Raw genomic sequence first — 17108 nt, 5'->3', positions numbered from 1 at the left:
GAGGTCTCCGTCGAGGCGCGCCTGATGGAGACGGTCGAGTTTGGCTTCAACCGCGTTGCCGTGGAGAGCCCCGTCGTCGACGAGGACGGAGAACCCGTCCTTAACAAACGCGGGAAAATGCAGGCGGACAAGGCCAAGGAGGACACCGAGGACATCCCGCTCACTCAGGACATTGACGCCTATATCGAGCGCGAGGTACGCCCGTACAACAAGTACGCCTGGGTGGACAAGAAGAAGACCAAGGTGGGCTACACCGTCCCGTTCACGCGCGTGTTCTACAAGTACGCCGAGCTGGAGCCAGCTGACGAGATCGCCAAGCGCATCCTCGAGCACGAGAAGACGCTCGAGAAGAGCCTCAAGGCCCTCTTCGGAGAGGTGCGTTAGCAATGCGGGAGATGAAGGACAGTGGCGTCGAGTGGCTCGGCGAGGTCCCCTCGAGGTGGAAATTGCATAGGGCTAAGCGCCTGTTTAAACTCACCAACGACAGGGGCAACGATGACCTTACGCTTTTGGCAGCGACCCAGAAGCATGGCATGTGGCCTCAGGATAGGCTTGAAGGTGTTGTTCGCGTTAAGGACGATACCGACCTAAGTAGATTCCGTACGGTTCACAGGAATGATTTTGTAATCAGCCTGCGCAGCTTCCAGGGCGGCTTCGAGCGCTCCGACTTCGAAGGGGTCTGTTCGCCTGCTTACCAAACGTTTCGCTCAATAAAGCCAATCGACTATCAGTTCTATAAGTACTTGTTTAAGTCGCCGTCGTTTATTGACCATATGAATTCACTAACGTTGGGCATCCGCGAAGGCAAAACAATCAAGTTCGAGGACTTTGCAGCCCAAGTGCTACCCATGCCTCCCCTCGATGAGCAGCGCCGCATCGCGGAATACCTGGACGATAAGTGCGCCGAAATCGACCGCGCCGTCTCCACCGCCGAGCAGTCTATTGAAGAGTACAGGGCGTATCAAAACGATGTGGTTAAACGAGCCATTGTTTACGGTACGTGTAACGCTTTCAAAGTGAAAGAAAGCGGAGTCCCGGCGATAGGAAAAATGAATGCGAACTGGGGCCTCGTGATGGTGAAGCGTCTCGCTGTATTTCTCAACGGAGATAGAAGTGACAGCTACCCTTCAGGCGACGACATTCAAGAGGCTGGAATTCCGTTTATTACGTCTGGCGACCTCAATGGTCGTTATCTTCCCGACGTCTTTTCGAAGTACATTTCGCAAGATAAGTACGATTCACTTAAGGGTGTGAAGCTACGGCGCGGTGATGTCGTCTTTTGTTTGCGCGGAAGCGTTGGCAAATGCTCGTTGAACCGAACGGAGAACTGCGGCACGGTTGCTTCTTCGCTGACTGTCGCTAGACCCATTTGCTGCGCTCCCGAGTGGCTTAGCTATGCGCTTACGTGCTCATCTACCACCAATCAAGCCATGGCTACTGCCATTGGTGCAACGAGCGCAAATCTTGCCGCTAACGTATTGGCTCGGGCGTTTGTGCCATTGCCCCCTCTCTCCGAACAGCGTCTCATTGCGGACTACTTGGACGAGAAGTGCACCCAGATCGATGCCGATATCGCTGCCAAGCAGGCTATCATCACCGACCTCAAAGCGTACAAGCAGTCGCTCATCTACGAGACCGTCACCGGAAAGCGGGAGGTGTAGCCAATGGGCGATTCCTATCGTCTTCCGGGCATCGTGCTGGAGGCGTCGTCGTCGAAAACGTGGGATATTGCCGTTTCCGAATGGCACGTGGTGGGGTGCCATGACAATGGGAACACCTCCGGAGAGTGTCTTTGCGGGCATGAGGGCATCAGGTATGAGTTCACAATCAAAAATTCCGTCAACGGGAAAGAGCTCTCGCCAATAGGCTCCACCTGCATCCTTAAGTTTGAAAATGATGAGCTCAAGAACGAGGTTGAGGGCTGGAAGGCAGCGATCAAGCTGCTGGAAGCCCTTGAGGCGAGGAAGCCGGGCGTGCGACTCGATGGCATGAACAGGGATCTGTTTTCTCGACGCCTCTACGCTTTCCTTTACGAGAGGGGCGCCTTTCCGGCCAATAGGTACAACGGTTATGACGGTCGAAACGATTACGAGTTCATGGTGGATATGTTCAACAAGAGGACGGCACCGACGGAAAAGCAGCGCGCGAAGATGTACATGGTGCTAAACAAGAGCATATTTCCGTGGCTCGCTCTCTTTGGTCGCGAGTTGAGAGAGATGAGGTTGTAGCATGCCTGCGCAGACAAAGGAAAAGAACCTCGAAGAGGACATCGAGTCGTTTCTCTGCTCGCCTGAGGGCGGTTTCTTCAAGTGCGACGACAGGCATTCGCTCCTCTACGTCGAGGACGGCACCTATCAGATGGTCGGCGGCGGCTACATGGAGCATCGTGACCGTGCGCTCGACGCCGCCACCCTGGTCAACTTCATCCAGACGACGCAGCCCAAGGCGTGGGATCGCTTCGAGCGCATGTGCAACTCCGATTCCACGGCGAAGTTCGCCAAGGTCTTCAACGACGCCGTCGACCGCCTGGGTATGGTCGCGGTGCTCAAACACGGCTTCAAGCACCGAGGAATTCCTTTCAAGGTCGTATTCTTCAAGCCGGAGAGCGGGCTTAACGAAAGCGCCGCCGACCGCTATGCCAAGAACGTCTGCCGCTGCATCCGCCAGTTCCACTTCGCCGAGACGGGCAACCAGACCATCGACATGGTCCTGGACGTGAACGGCATCCCCCTGGTGAGCATAGAGCTCAAGGACCAGTTCACCGGCCAAGACGTTGAGAATGCCATGCGCCAGTGGCGCGAGGACCGCGACCCGAGGTGTCGCTGTCTCAAGTTCAACACGCGCATGGTGGCCTTTTTCGCCGTCGATCTCGAAAATGTCTACATGACCACCAAGCTGGAGGGCGCGAAGACCTTCTTCCTGCCGTTCAACCAGGGCTCCGCCGGGGCGGGAAACGACGGCGGCGCCGGCAACCCCGCAAATCCCGACGGTTATGCCACGAGCCACTTGTGGGAGGTCGCCCTGCAGAAGGACAGCCTGCTCGATATCGTCAACAAGTTCCTCCACCTGGAGGTCAAGGAAGAGACAGAGCTCGATGCGCGCGGCAACGAGGTGAAGCGCAAGAAGGAGCGCATCATCTTCCCCCGTTACCACCAGCTCGACTCCGTGCGTAAGGTCATCGCCGACGTGCGCGCGAACGGGACGGGCAAGAACTACCTCGTGCAGCATTCGGCGGGGTCGGGCAAGTCGAACAGCATCGCCTGGACGGCCTATCGCCTTGCATCCCTCTTTGTGGATGACACCCCGCTGTTCGACTCCGTGGTCGTCGTCACCGACCGCCGAGTGCTCGACAGCCAGCTGCAGGAGACCATCTCGGGCTTCGATCACGCCATCGGCTCGGTCGTGACCATCGGCAAGGACAAGACCTCGGCCGACCTGCGGGACGCCATCAACGGCGGCGCTCGTCTCATCGTCTCGACCCTTCAGAAGTTCCCCGTGATCTACGAGCAGGTCGAGAGCAAGGGTAAGCGCTTCGCCATCATCGTCGACGAGGCACATTCGTCCCAGACGGGAACGAGCGCGCTCAAGCTCAAGAGCGCCCTTGCCGACAAGCGCGACGCGCTCGAGGAGTACGCTGAGATCGAGGCGGAAGCCGAGGACGCCGCAGCCGATTGGGAGGACCAGCTCGCCGACGAGCTCGCGAGCCACGGCCGTCACAAGAACCTGACCTTCGTTGCCTTTACCGCCACGCCAAAGGAACAGACGCTCGAGATCTTCGGCGATGAGTGGCCTGACGGGTCCTTCCACCCGTTCCACGTCTACTCGATGCGCCAGGCGATAGAGGAGGGCTTCATTATGGACCCCCTCGCCAACTACGTGAGTTATTCGGAGGCCGTCGAGCTCGCACGCACGGTCCCCGACAATCCCGACGTACCGAGCAGCCCCACGCTCAAGCTGCTCCGCAAGTATAAGGAGCTGCACCCCTATGCCCTCGGCCAGAAAGCCGAGATCATCGTGGAGACATTCCGCAATGTGACACGCACCAAAATCCGCGGCAAGGGCAAGATGATGGTGGTCACGGCCTCGCGCCTCGCGACGGTTCGCTACTACCACGAGATCAAGCGCTACATGCAGAAGAAGGGCTACGATGATATCGAGGTGCTGGTGGCGTTCTCGGGCGCCATTAGCGACCCGGCTGACGGCCCCGACGGTCCCGAGTACACCGAGCCGGTCATCAACGTCGGCCACGATGGACAACGCGTCGCCGAGAGCCAAACGAAGGCCGAGTTCCACAACTATGGGGACGTGCTTGTTGTTGCCGAGAAGTACCAGACGGGCTTTGACGAGCCGCTGCTGCACACGCTGGTGGTGGACAAGAAGCTCAAGGACGTGAAGGCCGTCCAGACGCTCTGCCGCGTCAACCGCATCCACCCGGACAAGGAGGACACCTACATCCTCGACTTCGTGAACAAGCCCGAGGACATCCAGAAGGCTTTCGAACGCTTCTACACCGAGACGTCGCTTTCCGAGCAGATTAACACCGACCTCCTCTATCAGGTGCAGACCGATATTCGCGGTTACGGGCTCTATGACGAGTCTGACATTGAGGCCGCTGCCGAGATAGTCTTCACCGATGGCAAGGGTAAATCGCAGAGCAACGTGCAGGGTAAGCTCGCGGCCGTTTTGAAGCCGGCGGTCGCGCGTTATAACGAGTTGAACGACGATGAACGCTATCAGGTTCGTCGCAAGGTGCGTAGCTTCTGCAAGTGGTACACCTACATCACCCAGATCGTGCGCATGTTTGACCGAGACCTGCATAAGGAATACGTGTATTTAAGCTATCTGCGCCACCTCCTCAAGGTCGAGAAGATCCCCGTCGAGGCTGTGGACGACAAGGTCGAGATGCGCTTCTACAAGCTCAAGCAGGAGTTCGAGGGCAGCATTTCGCTTGAGCCTGGCGGCGGCGTGCTCGATCCCGGTGGCGCGGCCAAGACCGTGACGCCCGATAAGAAGCGCGACCCGCTGCAGGTGCTCGTGGATAAGTTCAACGAGCAGTGGGCTGGCAACTTCACCGAGGGAGATCGTGTGGTTATCGACACGCTGTGGAAGCGTATCGCCGAAAACCCGCAGGTCGCCGACACCATCCGTCGCGACGGCAGACAGGTCTTCGAATCAAGCCTGCTGCCCAAGGTGTTCGATGAGGAGGCTCGCCGCGCCTATGTGGAGAACACGGACTCCTTTACCAGCCTCTTTGAGGACAGTGAGAAGTATCGCGCCATGATGAGCGCCATCGGGCAGCTGCTGGTTGAGAAATTCAAGTAGGATTCCTGAGATTGATGTTGGAAAAAGGGGCAACCGCAAATGAAAGCAACCGAGGCAAATCTACTCGACCTTATGGGCGTGGCGAAGATGCAGTTTGTCATTCCCGTGTACCAGCGAGTTTACTCGTGGAGTGTAAAAGAGTGCGAGGTGCTTTGGGATGACGTCATGCGAGCGGGTCGTGATGGCGTATCGCACTTCGTGGGGTCAATGCTTTATATCCCCGAGTCCGAGAGCTCTGCCACGAGCATTTCGCGCGTGCTTCTGATTGACGGACAGCAGCGCATGACGACGTTTTCGTTGATGATTGCAGCTTTGGCTGACTATTTGGAGAGCAACCCCGACAAGGCTGGCTTCCTTGGCGACCTCAAAATCTCGGCGCTGAGGAAAAATTACCTCTTTAACGATGACGACTACAACGGTCTGGCACGCTACAAGCTGGTGCTCTCGCAGGACGATAAAGAGACGCTGTTCTCCATCGTGTCTGGGGCTCCCGTGCCAGATGAAAAATCGGATCGGATTGTCGAGAACCATGCGTTCTTCCGCGAGAAGATGCGTGGTAAATCATTTGACCCGGCAAGGCTTTGGGCGGGGCTAAACCGCGTGCAGGTCATCGACACTAAGCTCACCGCTGGCGTTGATAATGCCCAGCTCATATTTGAGTCCATGAACTCCAAGGGCAAGCCGCTCACGCCCATTGACCTCATCCGTAACTACGTTCTAATGTCGCTTCCCAACGACGAACAGACCAAGCTTTATGAGGGTTATTGGCATCCACTCGAGTGCTTGTTCGGAAAAGGCGGCGAGGACGAGTTCAATGCATTTATCTGGTACTGGCTGTGGCTTAAAGTTCCCAATAGGATGCCGAAGGAGAACGAGGCCTACTACGAGTTTAAGCGCTATTTCGCCGACGACTACGATGGTGACACCGAGGGCCTGCTTAAGGAGCTGCGCGGGTATGCACATAGATACGCCAGTCTGTTCCTTGGTAAGGAGAAGGACGACGGACTGCGCCGAGTGTTCGGCAGAATCGTAAGCCTCGACGTGAAGCAGATAAGGCCCCTCTTAATGTTGCTTTATTCGGTTTACGAGGGGAATGGACTAGACCGCAATGCGTTTTTACGTATCTGCGAGACTATCGAGTCGTTTCTGTTCAGGCGAGCGGTTTGCGGCAGACTTACCACGGGCCTAAATAATTTCTTTGCCGGCATGTATCGCAATCTCGAGCAGCAGGACGATATCGAGGAGTACGTTACGGCGATGCTCCTTATCCACAGCAGCGGTATGACCGCATACTTTCCGACAGACGAGCATTTTGTCGAGGAGTTTAAGGCGCGTGACTGCTACAACCGCTTCTCTAAAAAGCGCTATTACCTGGAACGCATGGAGAACTGGCACCACCCGAAGGAGTCCATCTCAGCCGACGATTACCAGATCGAGCACATCATGCCCCAGACGATTGATGATGAGCACGGCTGGAAGGAATCGCTTGGTGAGAACTGGGAAGACGTCCACGACAGGCTGTGCAACAACTTGGGAAATCTTACGCTGACGGGCTACAACCAGGAGTACTCAAACCGGTCGTTCTCGGACAAGCTCAATCTGCCTGACGTCGGATTTAAGTGCAGCCCGCTCTACCTAAACAAATCGATTGTCTCGCATGAAAAATGGGGTGAGGAAGAGATTGGGCAGCGCGCGGACGAGCTGGCGAAAGAAGCGTGCGAGATATGGAAGTATCCCGACCTTCCGGCAGACGTCGTCGACAAGTACCGTCCTTCTCGTGGGGAGCCTGACGAGGCTCCTGTCTGGACTCTGCATGAGAACCACCCCACCTTTGCCGAAGGTGGGCTCAACCAGAAGCTTTTCGATGAGGTGCGCGAGTCCGTTCTGAGTGGTAACCCTTCGTGGGAGTCCTACATAGCCAAGTACTATGTAGGCTTCAGGTCGGGCAAGCGAAAACTGCATGCCGTGTTAGAAGGTAGGACCAGCAACGGTGGCTGGATTGCCGTCGGCCTGGCAAAGAGCGTGGATGACCTAATTGATCCAGAGGACATGTGCCAGGACAAACGTACGCAGGGTGGATTTGGCCCAGGCCTACCGACCTATGTTGCTCTTCGTAATGCCGATGACATTCCCGCGGTGCTCGATCTTATAAAGTAGTGCTAGGTTAAAGGCCGGGAATCTAATTCCCGGCCCTTGCCATCTCGGAATTGCCGATGGCTTATCTGCCCACCTACACCCCCGCAATCCCGCGCGCCGCGCTCAGCAGCTCGTACTCCCTCTGGCTCCACTGGTGCAGCTCGGCCGCGTGCACGGCGTCGCGACACAGGTCCAGGAACACCTCGGCGCCCTCGCAGAAGCACTCGCGGGCAAAGGCGCCGGATCCGTCCGCAACGCACGCACCGTCGGCAAAAAGCTTCCAGCTGGACGGCTCGCGCGAGCCGTCTCCGAGCAGCTTGATCTGCAGAACATGTGGGCCGCCAGCGGCACATGGCCCTTCTTCCAACGCCTGCACCGTAAAGCGCATCTGGAGGGACAGAGTATAAAATCCGGAAAAGTGTCGAAATAGGCACCTTAAAACTTCGGAAAAGTGTAGCTGGATGACAAAACAGCACTAAGAAGCTGGTGCTGGATGCGGGATCCTGTGGCCGCCTTCAGCCCTCGCTACTCGTCGTCCCCGTCGTTGGGGTCGCCCTTGAGGGTGTTGATGTCCAGGTACTGGTTATCGTCCTCTTTTTGCTGGGTCTCCGACTCCGCTTGGGTGGGGCCGCGGAACAGCTGGAATCCCTCAAATGCAATGACACCGAGCAGGGCAATGATAATGGCGATAAAGGCAACCTTGACTGCCTGCGGAAATTCCGAGAAACGCAGTGCCTTTTCCTCGGCGTAATAATCGGCGAAGCGCTCTTCGCCCGTGCTTTTGGTATACGCCGGCGCGGACGCGGCCTCCGGGTCATATTCCGGTGCGGGCGTGGCAGCGTACGGATCGTTGGGATAATCGCTCGACGCGGTGCCATAGTCCTCGGTCTCGATGCGACTGTTGCCAGCATAGCCATCGGAATAATCGGAATATGCCGTACCGCCCTCATAGTCTGCGGCGCTCGTGTTGGCGGCAAAAAGCGGGTTAACTGGAACGTCGAGCGCCGGCATGCCGGTAGAGGTCTCATCCAGATCGGTTGCAGCCCAGGAATCGTAGGCAACCTGATGGGCAACGGGCTCATCGAGCCTTGCGACCGGAGGCTTGCGTGCCGCAGGAACAGGCAACTGCTGGGCGCTGTACATAACAGTGCTGTCGGCCGATTTGCCCTGCGTCGCTGCTGCGAGAAATGCCGCCGTCTCGGATGGGTCACTTGCGGGGCGGGGAGCGGGCGTGGGCGCCGAAGTGGGTGCGGGTGTAGGCGCGGGCGTCGAAACAGCCGACTGCGCAGGAGTCGGCGCAGATGCGGTCTTAGGCGCAAGTGCGGGATTGGGGCTTGACGGGCGAGCCGCGCCGCCGCCCATGAGTTCGTCGGCGGTCCACGGGCGATCATCCATCACATCGTCAAGGCTCAGCGAAAACAGGTCGTCTTCACCCTCATCGAACATGCGGTGCACATGTCCACCAATTGCCGGAATCAATCCGCGACCGGTGCATGATGCCTTGCTCAACGCCATTCTGTTCCATCCTTTCGAAATACTAATGACATCGATTATATGGAACTTCCCAAGTGGCTCGGTCTTGGATTCGTGCTTTCCAGAACTCGCGCCCAAAAGGGGAGGGGCAATCCAGGCGAGCGCCTACTTGTCGCCGGCCGCCGCCTTGGCCTCATTGAGGTAGCTATAAAAACTGTACTTGGAGATGCCAAAGAACTCGCAGGCGCGCTCGCTCGACTTGGAAATGAGGAAGGCGCCGCGACGGTCGAGGTAGCCAATGGCACGAATGCGCTCGTCTTTGGTCATGAGTGCCGCGGGCTTGCCCACAAACTGCTCGCACTCGTGCAGCAGGTCCTCGAGCAGGTCGCCGATGTTCTTGGTAATGGGCTCGGGCTCGGTATAGCCCGTGCCGCCGGTGCCGGTAAAGGCGTCGAGCGAACGCTCAAAAGCCTTCATGAGCGTAATGTCAAAGTTAATGCCCAAAATGCCGACGGGCTTGCCTTCGTCGTTGCGGATAAAGATCGTCGACGATTTGAGCAGCTTGCCATCGGTGGTTTTGGTGAGGTATGGCTCGCGGTCGTGCACGTCGGTGGTGCCCTCGTGCATGGACTCAAACACGATATGGCTGGGGCCGTCACCCAGTTTGCGCCCGCTGACGTGGCCGTTTTCGATCACTACGATGGAGTGGTCCACGTCCTCGGTTTCCAGATCGTGGACGACGACTTCGCAGTTGGGGCCAAATTGGAGCGCCAGGCCGTGTGCTAGGCGCTTGTAAAACTCAATCTGTGCGGGGGTCATGGGTGCCTTCCTAAAAATTAGTTTGGGCACACTTTGCCATAAACCACACTTGACCGCAAACAAATCCATCAACAAGGCAATTCATGACCGTTCGGCGGCGAAAAAGTACCGATTACGGCAACAAACAATTCGTTAGGTACGCCAATCAAAAAGTGTGATAGAACATTACTAACAAACTTTTTGTTTGGCATCCACATAAAAGTTCAGCCGTGTGAATGGGATCGGGCTGAAACGCGTATGCGGGGGCCGGCAAGAGAGGACTTAAGGAGTTCACCGTATGGCCGATAAGATCCAGTGGGCGGGCAACACGATGCCCAAGAGCGATGACAAGCACTTGGGAATCATGAGCCTCGACCACGTGAAGAAGGCCCGTGCCTTCCACCAGTCGTTCCCTCAATATACCGTCACTCCGCTTGCCCGTCTGGACGGTCAGGCTGCGCGCCTGGGCCTGTCCAACCTGTGCGTTAAGGACGAGAGCTATCGCTTTGGCCTCAACGCCTTTAAGGTTCTGGGCGGCTCGTTTGCCATGGCCAACTACATTGCCGATGAGACCGGCAAGGACGTTGCCGACTGCACCTTCGATTACCTGACTTCCGATCAGCTTGCCAAGGACTTTGGCCAGGCCACCTTCTTTACCGCCACCGACGGCAACCATGGCCGCGGCGTGGCATGGGCTGCCAACAAGCTGGGTCAGAAGGCCGTCGTGCACATGCCCAAGGGTTCCACCAAGCCCCGCTTCGACAACATCGCCGCTGAGGGCGCCACGGTGACCATCGAAGAGGTCAACTACGACGAGTGCGTGCGCATGGCCGCCGCCGAGGCCGACGCCTGCGAGCGCGGCGTCATCGTTCAGGACACCGCCTGGGAGGGCTACGAGAAGATCCCGTCTTGGATTATGGAGGGCTACGGCACCATGGCTTCCGAGGCTGCCGAGCAGCTGCGCGAGATGGCCATCAACCGCCCGACGCACGTCTTTGTCCAGGCCGGTGTAGGCTCGCTCGCCGGCGCCGTGGTGGGCTACTTCACCAACCTGTATCCCGATAACCCGCCCACCTTCGTCGTGGTTGAGTGCGCGCCTGCCGCCTGCCTGTACAAGGGCGCTGCCGCCGGCGACGGTGACCCGCGCATCGTGGACGGCGACATGCCCTCCATCATGGCCGGTCTGTGCTGCGGTGAGCCCAACATCCTGGGCTGGGATATCCTGCGCAACCACGCCACCGCCTTCGTGTCCTGCCCCGACTGGGTCACCGCTCGCGGCATGCGCACCCTGGGCGCTCCCGAGAAGGGCGACCCGCGCGTCATCTCCGGCGAGTCCGGCGCTGTGACCACCGGTCTGGTCGAGACTCTCATGCTCGATCCCGAGTACGCCGAGCTCAAGGAACTCATCGGCCTGGACAAGACGAGCTCCGTGCTCTGCTTCTCCACCGAGGGCGATACGGATCCCGACCAGTATCGCCGCATTGTTTGGGAAGGCGAATATCCCACTTGCTAATCGTTGGGGCGGAGTAAATAGGTATCGCTCCGCCACCTCAAAGGTAGATTCCTTCGTTTGAAAGGTTATGAACAATGGCTAAAGAACTCGATTTCGACGCTATCAAGGCTGCTGCTGAGTCTCATCGTGCTGATATGACTCGCTTCCTGCGCGCTATGATCTCCCATCCCTCTGAGTCCTGCGAGGAGGGTGAGGTTGTTGCTTGCATCAAGGCCGAGATGGAGAACCTTGGCTATGACGAGGTCAAGGTCGACGGCCTGGGCAACGTTATGGGCTTTATGGGCGAGGGCGACAAGATCATCGCCATCGACTCCCACATCGACACCGTCGGCATCGGCAACATCGAGAACTGGGATGCCGATCCCTACGAGGGCTACGAGACCGATGAGATCATCTACGGCCGCGGCGGCTCCGACCAGGAGGGCGGCATGGCTTCTGCTACCTACGCTGCCAAGATGATGAAGGACATGGGCCTCATCCCCGAGGGCTACAAGATCATGGTCGTCGGCACCGTCCAGGAAGAGGACTGCGACGGCATGTGCTGGCAGTACATCTACAACAAGGACGGCATTAAGCCCGAGTTCGTCATTTCCACCGAGCCCACCGACGGCGGCATCTACCGCGGTCACCGCGGCCGCATGGAGATCCGCGTCGACGTTCACGGCACCTCCTGCCACGGCTCCGCTCCCGACCGCGGCGACAACGCCATCTACAAGATGGCCGACATCATCGCCGACGTCCGCGCCCTCAACAACAACGGCTGCGACGAGTCGACCGACATCAAGGGTCTCGTCAAGATGCTCGACCCCAAGTACAATCCCGAGCACTTCGAGGATGCCCGCTTCCTGGGCCGCGGCACCTGCACCGTCAGCCAGATCTTCTACACCAGCCCCAGCCGTTGCGCCGTGGCCGACTCCTGCGCCATCTCCATCGACCGTCGCATGACCGCCGGTGAAACCTGGGAGTCCTGCCTGGACGAGATCCGCAACCTGCCGGCTGCCAAGAAGTACGGCGACGACGTGAAGGTCTCCATGTACATGTACGACCGTCCGTCCTGGACCGGCGAGGTCTACGAGACCGAGGCTTACTTCCCCACGTGGATCAACAAGGAGACCGCTCCGCACGTCAAGGCTCTCGTCGACGCCCACAAGGCCATGTTCGGTGACGAGCGCATCGGCTGCGAGCCCAGCATGGACAAGCGCACCGGTCGCCCGCTGTGCGACAAGTGGACCTTTTCCACGAACTGCGTTTCCATCCAGGGCCGCTACGGCATCCCCTGCGTGGGCTTTGGCCCGGGTGCCGAGTCTCAGGCTCACGCTCCCAACGAGGTCACCTACAAGGACGACCTGGTCACCGCTGCTGCCATGTACGTGGCTGCCCTGAACCTCTACGATCCGAGCAAGGCCGATGGCGACGCCACCGTGTTCCGCGCCGGTCTGACCAACAACAAGATTGATTAGTCCCATTCCTCGATTTTGTTGAGCCGGGGGCTGCTCGTGTCCCCGGCACCCCCTGTTGACTTGGGGCCCGCGGTCGTTATCTCCCATGCTTCCTCAACGGTGGCGGGTCCTCGTCATGGTGCTCTGCATGTTCTAGCCACACGCGCATGCCGGAGCACATCTACTCATTGCGATCGTTTCATCTTTAGAAAGGACATTTCCATGGACGCTAAGTTTACCGAGCTCGTCGAGCAGCTGAACGGCCTCGATTTTAAGGGTATGTACGGCAGCGACTTCCTGCACACCTGGGACAAGACTACCGATGAGCTCAAGGCTCTCTACATCGTCGCCGACGCCCTGCGCGAGCTGCGCGAGAACAACGTCTCGTCCAAGATCTTCGACTCGGGTCTGGCCGTCTCCCTGTTCCGCGACAACTCCACCCGTACGCGCTTCTCCTTCTCTAAGGCCGCCAACCTGCTCGGCCTTGAGCTGCAGGACCTGGACGAGAAGAAGTCCCAGATCGCTCACGGCGAGACCGTCCGCGAGACCGCTACCATGATCTCCTTCATGGCCGACGTCATCGGCATCCGCGACGACATGTACATCGGCAAGGGCGACGCCTACATGGCCGAGGTCTCCGAGTCTGTCCAGCAGGCTTACGAGGACGGCGTTCTGGATCACCGTCCCACGCTCATCTCCCTGCAGTCCGATTCCGACCACCCCACGCAGTCCTCTGCCGACATGCTTTACCTCATCAACGAGTTTGGCGGCCTTGAGAACCTCAAGGGCAAGAAGGTTGCCGTCACCTGGGCTTATTCGCCCTCTTACGGCAAGCCGCTGTCCTGCCCGCAGTCGCTGATCAGCCTGCTGCCCCGCTTTGGCATGGACGTCACCCTGGCCCACCCCGAGGGCTACGACCTCATGCCCGAGGTCGTCGAGCGCGCCAAGGGCTATGCCGCCGAGTCCGGCACTACCTTTAAGCAGGTCAACACCATGGCCGAGGCCTTCGAGGGCGCCGACATCGTGATCCCCAAGAGCTGGGCTCCGTTTGCCGCCATGGAGAAGCGCACCAACCTGTACGCCGAGGGCGACGACGCCGGCATCGCCGCGCTCGAGAAGGAGCTGCTCGCCCAGAACGCCACCCATCAGGACTGGTGCTCTACGACCGAGCTCATGGAGAAGACTGCCAACGGCCAGGACACCATCTTTATGCACCCGCTGCCCGCCGACATCTCCGGTGTCTCTTGCGAGCACGGCGAGGTTAACGCCGACGTCTTCGACATGCACCGCGTGGGCATGTACAAGGAGGCCAGCTACAAGCCGTACGCCATCGCTGCCATGATGTTCCTGCAGAAGGTTGCCGATCCCGCCGCTACCCTCAAGGCCCTCGACGAGCGTAACACCGCCCGTTGGCTCCAGGCCTAAAGCCGGGCTGAGGTAAGCCATGTAAAGGGGGCGCTCTGCCAACCGGCGGGGTGCCCCCTTTTTGCATCGTGGGCGTGCGGGATAAGCGCTTTCGATGTGGATGCCCGCGGCGCGAGTTATGGGTACGATGGTTTCAGGGGAGGTATCACCATGAAACTTGGATGCGTCATTATGGCTTCGGGCGAGGGCAAGCGGTTTGGCTCTAACAAGATGCTTGCCGATATCTATGGCGAGCCGCTGATTGCCCGGACCATCGATTCGGTTCCCCGGGGCTTTGACGTCGTGGTTTCGACGCGTTGGCCCGAGGTCGCCCAGATTTGCGAGGACAAGCATTGCCCGTGCGTGCTGCACGATGGCGAGCTGCGCAGCGAAAGCGTCCGTGCGGGCCTTTCATGGGGAGTCGAACGCAACTGGAAAGGTTGCCTCTTTTTGCCGGGCGACCAGCCGCTCGTGAGTTCGGGTTCTTTTGAGGCTATGGTTCGTGCGTTTGACGAGTGTGGCCGCAAGCATCCGGTGCGTCTTGCGTGCAACGGTGAGCCTTCGAGCCCGATGCTCTTTCCGGCGGAACTGTTCGATGCACTCATGTGTCTTGAGGGCAAGGACGGCGGCGGTTCGATCCTCAAGGACCGTACCGACGTGGTGCTGGTCGAGGCGCGTGCATACGAGCTGTGGGACGTCGATACCGCCAAGGGACAGCAACGCATAACGGAGCATATCGCCGCCTGCTCGTATTTTGATCGCGTGGCCAACTGCAACAATCAATAAGGAGCAATTATGATCATCATCAAAAACGGCGCGCTCGTGACGCCCCAGGGGCTTCGCCGCGCCGATCTTGCCATGGATGGCGATAAGATCGTGCGGATCGCCGCGGCGATTGAGCCGGGCGAGGGCGATACCGTCCAGGACGCCACCGACTGTTGGGTGTTCCCCGGCTTTATCGACGGCCACACGCACATGCAGTGCTGGACCGGCATGGATTGGACAGCCGATAGCTTTGAGACCGGCACGCGCGCGGCTGCCTGCGGCGGCACGACGACCATCGTGGACTACGCGACGGCCGATCGCGGCGTGACTATGCCCGATGCCTTGGCCGAGTGGCATCGCCGCGCCGACGGAACCTGCACGGCCAACTACGCCTTTCATATGGCACTCGCCGAGTGGAACGAGCGCAACCGCGCCGACCTTTCGGCCATGCGCGAGGCGGGCGTATCGTCGTTCAAGACCTACTTTGCCTATGACCACCTGCGCTTGGACGATGCCGAGACGCTCGAGGTACTGGAGGAGCTCAAGCGCGTGGGCGGTATCCTGTGCGTGCATTGCGAGAACGGCACGCTCGTGAACGAGCTGCAGAAGCGCGTGTACGAGCAGGGGATTCATGGGCCCGAGGGGCATGCGCTCAGCCGTCCGGACGTGTGTGAGGCCGAGGCCGTGAGCCGCCTGCTGTATCTGGCGCACTTGGCCGGGGACGCTCCGGTCAACGTGGTGCACCTTTCGACCAAGCTGGGGCTCGAGGCCATCCGTGCCGCCAAGGCGCGCGGGCAGAAGAACATTTATGTCGAAACCTGCCCTCAGTATCTGATGCTCGACGATACTTGCTACCTGGAGCAGGGCGAGGACGGCTTTGCGGGCGCCAAGTACGTGATGAGCCCGCCGCTGCGCCATGCCGGTGACCGTGCCGCGCTGCGCGAGGCGCTTGTGGCCGGCGAGATCGATACTATTGCGACCGATCATTGCAGCTTTAACCTGCACGGTCAAAAGGACCGCGGACGCGACGATTTCCGCGCGATTCCCAACGGCGGGCCCGGCGTGGAGCATCGTCCCGTCGCGATTGCCACGAGCTTTGAGGGACAGCTGGGTCCCGAGGATCTGTGCCGCTTGATGAGCGAGAACCCGGCGCGCGTCTTTGGCATGTATCCGCGCAAGGGCTGTCTTGCCGAGGGCGCCGATGCCGACGTGTGCGTGTGGGATCCCAAGGCGCGCTGGACCATTAGCGCGGCGACGCAACATCAGGCTGTGGACTACACGCCGCTCGAGGGCTTTGAGGCACATGGCCGCGCCAAGGCCGTGTTTGTGAACGGCGTGCTGGCGGCACGCGATGGCGAGCCCACCGGAGCCCAACCCGGCCGCTACGTGCCCCGCTAACAGGAAGATCGCCGGATTCCCCTCCGCAGTTGCGGTAGAATAGTTCCTGTTTAGCCGACAAATAGGCCGTTTCAGGAACTATTCCACCGCAACTTATAGGTCTTCTGGGGCAGCGCCGGCTATTTGAGGCTGGTGGCGACGACGGGGCGGCCGAGGGCTGCCTCGAAGCGGTCGGCCATTGTGGGGTCGCTGAGCGTGTCGACTTGGTTGAGCATGACGCGTGCGGTGCTGAGTTTCAGCGCCTGCATCTCGGCATTGAGCACCTGGGCGACGCGCTCGGGCGTGGCGATGTCGGTGAGCTTGCAGCCGCAACGCTCGCAAAAGAGCTCGGGGCGGTGGACAACCTCGGTGACGGGCTTGCCCAGCCCCGAGGCGCCGACGACCCAGACAACGTTTGCCGCGGCGGCGGGAATTACCGGCTCCCAGGCGGCATGCGCCTTGAGCGGGAGTCGCTTGCTGCCATCTGCCTCTGCCAACACATAGTCAAAGCGCTGCGCCAGCTCGTTGAGCGGCTCGGCGGGGGCGGAGAGCTTGCCTGTCTCCGGGTCCAAGACACCCGCCTGGCAGATGCCTCCGCGGCTCATGCCCGCGCATGCCTCGCAGGTGCAGCCGGGAACATGCAGGGCCCCCGGCTTCCAAGGCACGGCGTCCAAGCGACGGCTCGACCCGTCCCATGGCACGCCGGCGACGGGAAACATGTGCGTGGTGGTACAGAGAAGCACCCTGCCGCCAGCGCGCATGAGCTCGAGACCCAGCGCCTTCAGCAAGGTCGACTTGCCGCCGCTGCCGATGATCGCGGTAATCCCCGGCTCGATCTTGAGCGCGGAGGCAAGGTTTCCGCTCGTCGTTTCCATCTGTTC

14 protein-coding genes are annotated in these 17108 nt (G+C 59.5%); 10 read left to right on the top strand and 4 right to left on the bottom strand.

Annotated elements, in window-relative coordinates:
• Nucleotides 1–24 precede the first annotated feature (24 nt).
• The 5 genes from DW870_RS09350 to DW870_RS00680 are packed head-to-tail and all read left to right on the top strand — an operon-like array spanning nucleotide 25 to nucleotide 7479.
• On the top strand, nucleotides 25–384 hold the full coding sequence (locus DW870_RS09350) for a hypothetical protein (protein WP_199573561.1): 360 nt from the start codon (nucleotides 25–27) through the stop codon (nucleotides 382–384).
• A 2-nt stretch (nucleotides 385–386) separates the two neighbouring features.
• Entirely contained in the window at nucleotides 387–1661 is a 1275-nt protein-coding gene (locus DW870_RS00695; protein WP_117848312.1) for a restriction endonuclease subunit S, read from the top strand.
• A 3-nt stretch (nucleotides 1662–1664) separates the two neighbouring features.
• Nucleotides 1665–2228, top strand: coding sequence for a hypothetical protein (locus DW870_RS00690; protein WP_117769403.1), 564 nt, complete (start codon nucleotides 1665–1667; stop codon nucleotides 2226–2228).
• Between the two features lies 1 nt (nucleotide 2229).
• Nucleotides 2230–5322, top strand: a complete 3093-nt coding sequence (locus tag DW870_RS00685) for a type I restriction endonuclease subunit R (RefSeq protein ID WP_117769405.1) — start codon at nucleotides 2230–2232, stop codon at nucleotides 5320–5322.
• A 39-nt stretch (nucleotides 5323–5361) separates the two neighbouring features.
• On the top strand, nucleotides 5362–7479 hold the full coding sequence (locus tag DW870_RS00680) for a DUF262 domain-containing protein (RefSeq protein WP_117769407.1): 2118 nt from the start codon (nucleotides 5362–5364) through the stop codon (nucleotides 7477–7479).
• Nucleotides 7480–7552: 73 nt separating this feature from the next.
• Here the strand turns inward: DW870_RS00680 and DW870_RS00675 are convergent, their stop codons facing one another.
• From DW870_RS00675 to DW870_RS00665, 3 genes are all read right to left on the bottom strand, one after another.
• Nucleotides 7553–7834, bottom strand: coding sequence for a hypothetical protein (locus DW870_RS00675; protein WP_147332627.1), 282 nt, complete (start codon nucleotides 7832–7834; stop codon nucleotides 7553–7555).
• Between the two features lie 149 nt (nucleotides 7835–7983).
• On the bottom strand, nucleotides 7984–8973 hold the full coding sequence (locus DW870_RS09345) for a hypothetical protein (RefSeq protein ID WP_117769409.1): 990 nt from the start codon (nucleotides 8971–8973) through the stop codon (nucleotides 7984–7986).
• A gap of 123 nt (nucleotides 8974–9096) precedes the next feature.
• Nucleotides 9097–9750: a transcriptional regulator gene (locus DW870_RS00665; protein WP_022094290.1), complete on the bottom strand. Its 654-nt coding sequence runs from the start codon at nucleotides 9748–9750 to the stop codon at nucleotides 9097–9099.
• A gap of 277 nt (nucleotides 9751–10027) precedes the next feature.
• Here DW870_RS00665 and dpaL point away from each other — a divergent pair, with 277 nt between their 5' ends.
• From dpaL to hydA, 5 genes are all read left to right on the top strand, one after another.
• The gene (gene dpaL, locus DW870_RS00660; protein WP_117769413.1) at nucleotides 10028–11242 is read left to right on the top strand and encodes a diaminopropionate ammonia-lyase; all 1215 of its coding nucleotides are present in this window, start codon (nucleotides 10028–10030) and stop codon (nucleotides 11240–11242) included.
• A 74-nt stretch (nucleotides 11243–11316) separates the two neighbouring features.
• A complete protein-coding gene (locus DW870_RS00655; protein WP_117769415.1) occupies nucleotides 11317–12702 on the top strand; it encodes a YgeY family selenium metabolism-linked hydrolase in 1386 nt (461 codons plus the stop codon).
• 201 nt (nucleotides 12703–12903) lie between these two features.
• The gene (gene ygeW / locus DW870_RS00650; RefSeq protein ID WP_055287465.1) at nucleotides 12904–14106 is read left to right on the top strand and encodes a knotted carbamoyltransferase YgeW; all 1203 of its coding nucleotides are present in this window, start codon (nucleotides 12904–12906) and stop codon (nucleotides 14104–14106) included.
• Nucleotides 14107–14256: 150 nt separating this feature from the next.
• The gene (locus DW870_RS00645) at nucleotides 14257–14871 is read left to right on the top strand and encodes a nucleotidyltransferase family protein (RefSeq protein WP_117769417.1); all 615 of its coding nucleotides are present in this window, start codon (nucleotides 14257–14259) and stop codon (nucleotides 14869–14871) included.
• Between the two features lie 9 nt (nucleotides 14872–14880).
• Nucleotides 14881–16248 (top strand): dihydropyrimidinase, encoded by a 1368-nt coding sequence (gene hydA / locus DW870_RS00640; protein ID WP_117769419.1) that lies wholly within the window; start codon nucleotides 14881–14883, stop codon nucleotides 16246–16248.
• Nucleotides 16249–16367: 119 nt separating this feature from the next.
• Here hydA and yqeC read toward each other — a convergent pair whose 3' ends face one another.
• The gene (gene yqeC / locus DW870_RS00635; protein WP_117769421.1) at nucleotides 16368–17102 is read right to left on the bottom strand and encodes a selenium cofactor biosynthesis protein YqeC; all 735 of its coding nucleotides are present in this window, start codon (nucleotides 17100–17102) and stop codon (nucleotides 16368–16370) included.
• Nucleotides 17103–17108 lie beyond the last annotated feature (6 nt).

Origin of the sequence: Collinsella sp. AM38-1BH (assembly GCF_003467545.1) — a bacterium.
Taxonomy (GTDB): Bacteria; Actinomycetota; Coriobacteriia; order Coriobacteriales; family Coriobacteriaceae; genus Collinsella.
The sequence above is the reverse complement of the archived record's forward strand: the minus strand, read 5'-3'. Positions and strand labels throughout refer to the sequence as shown.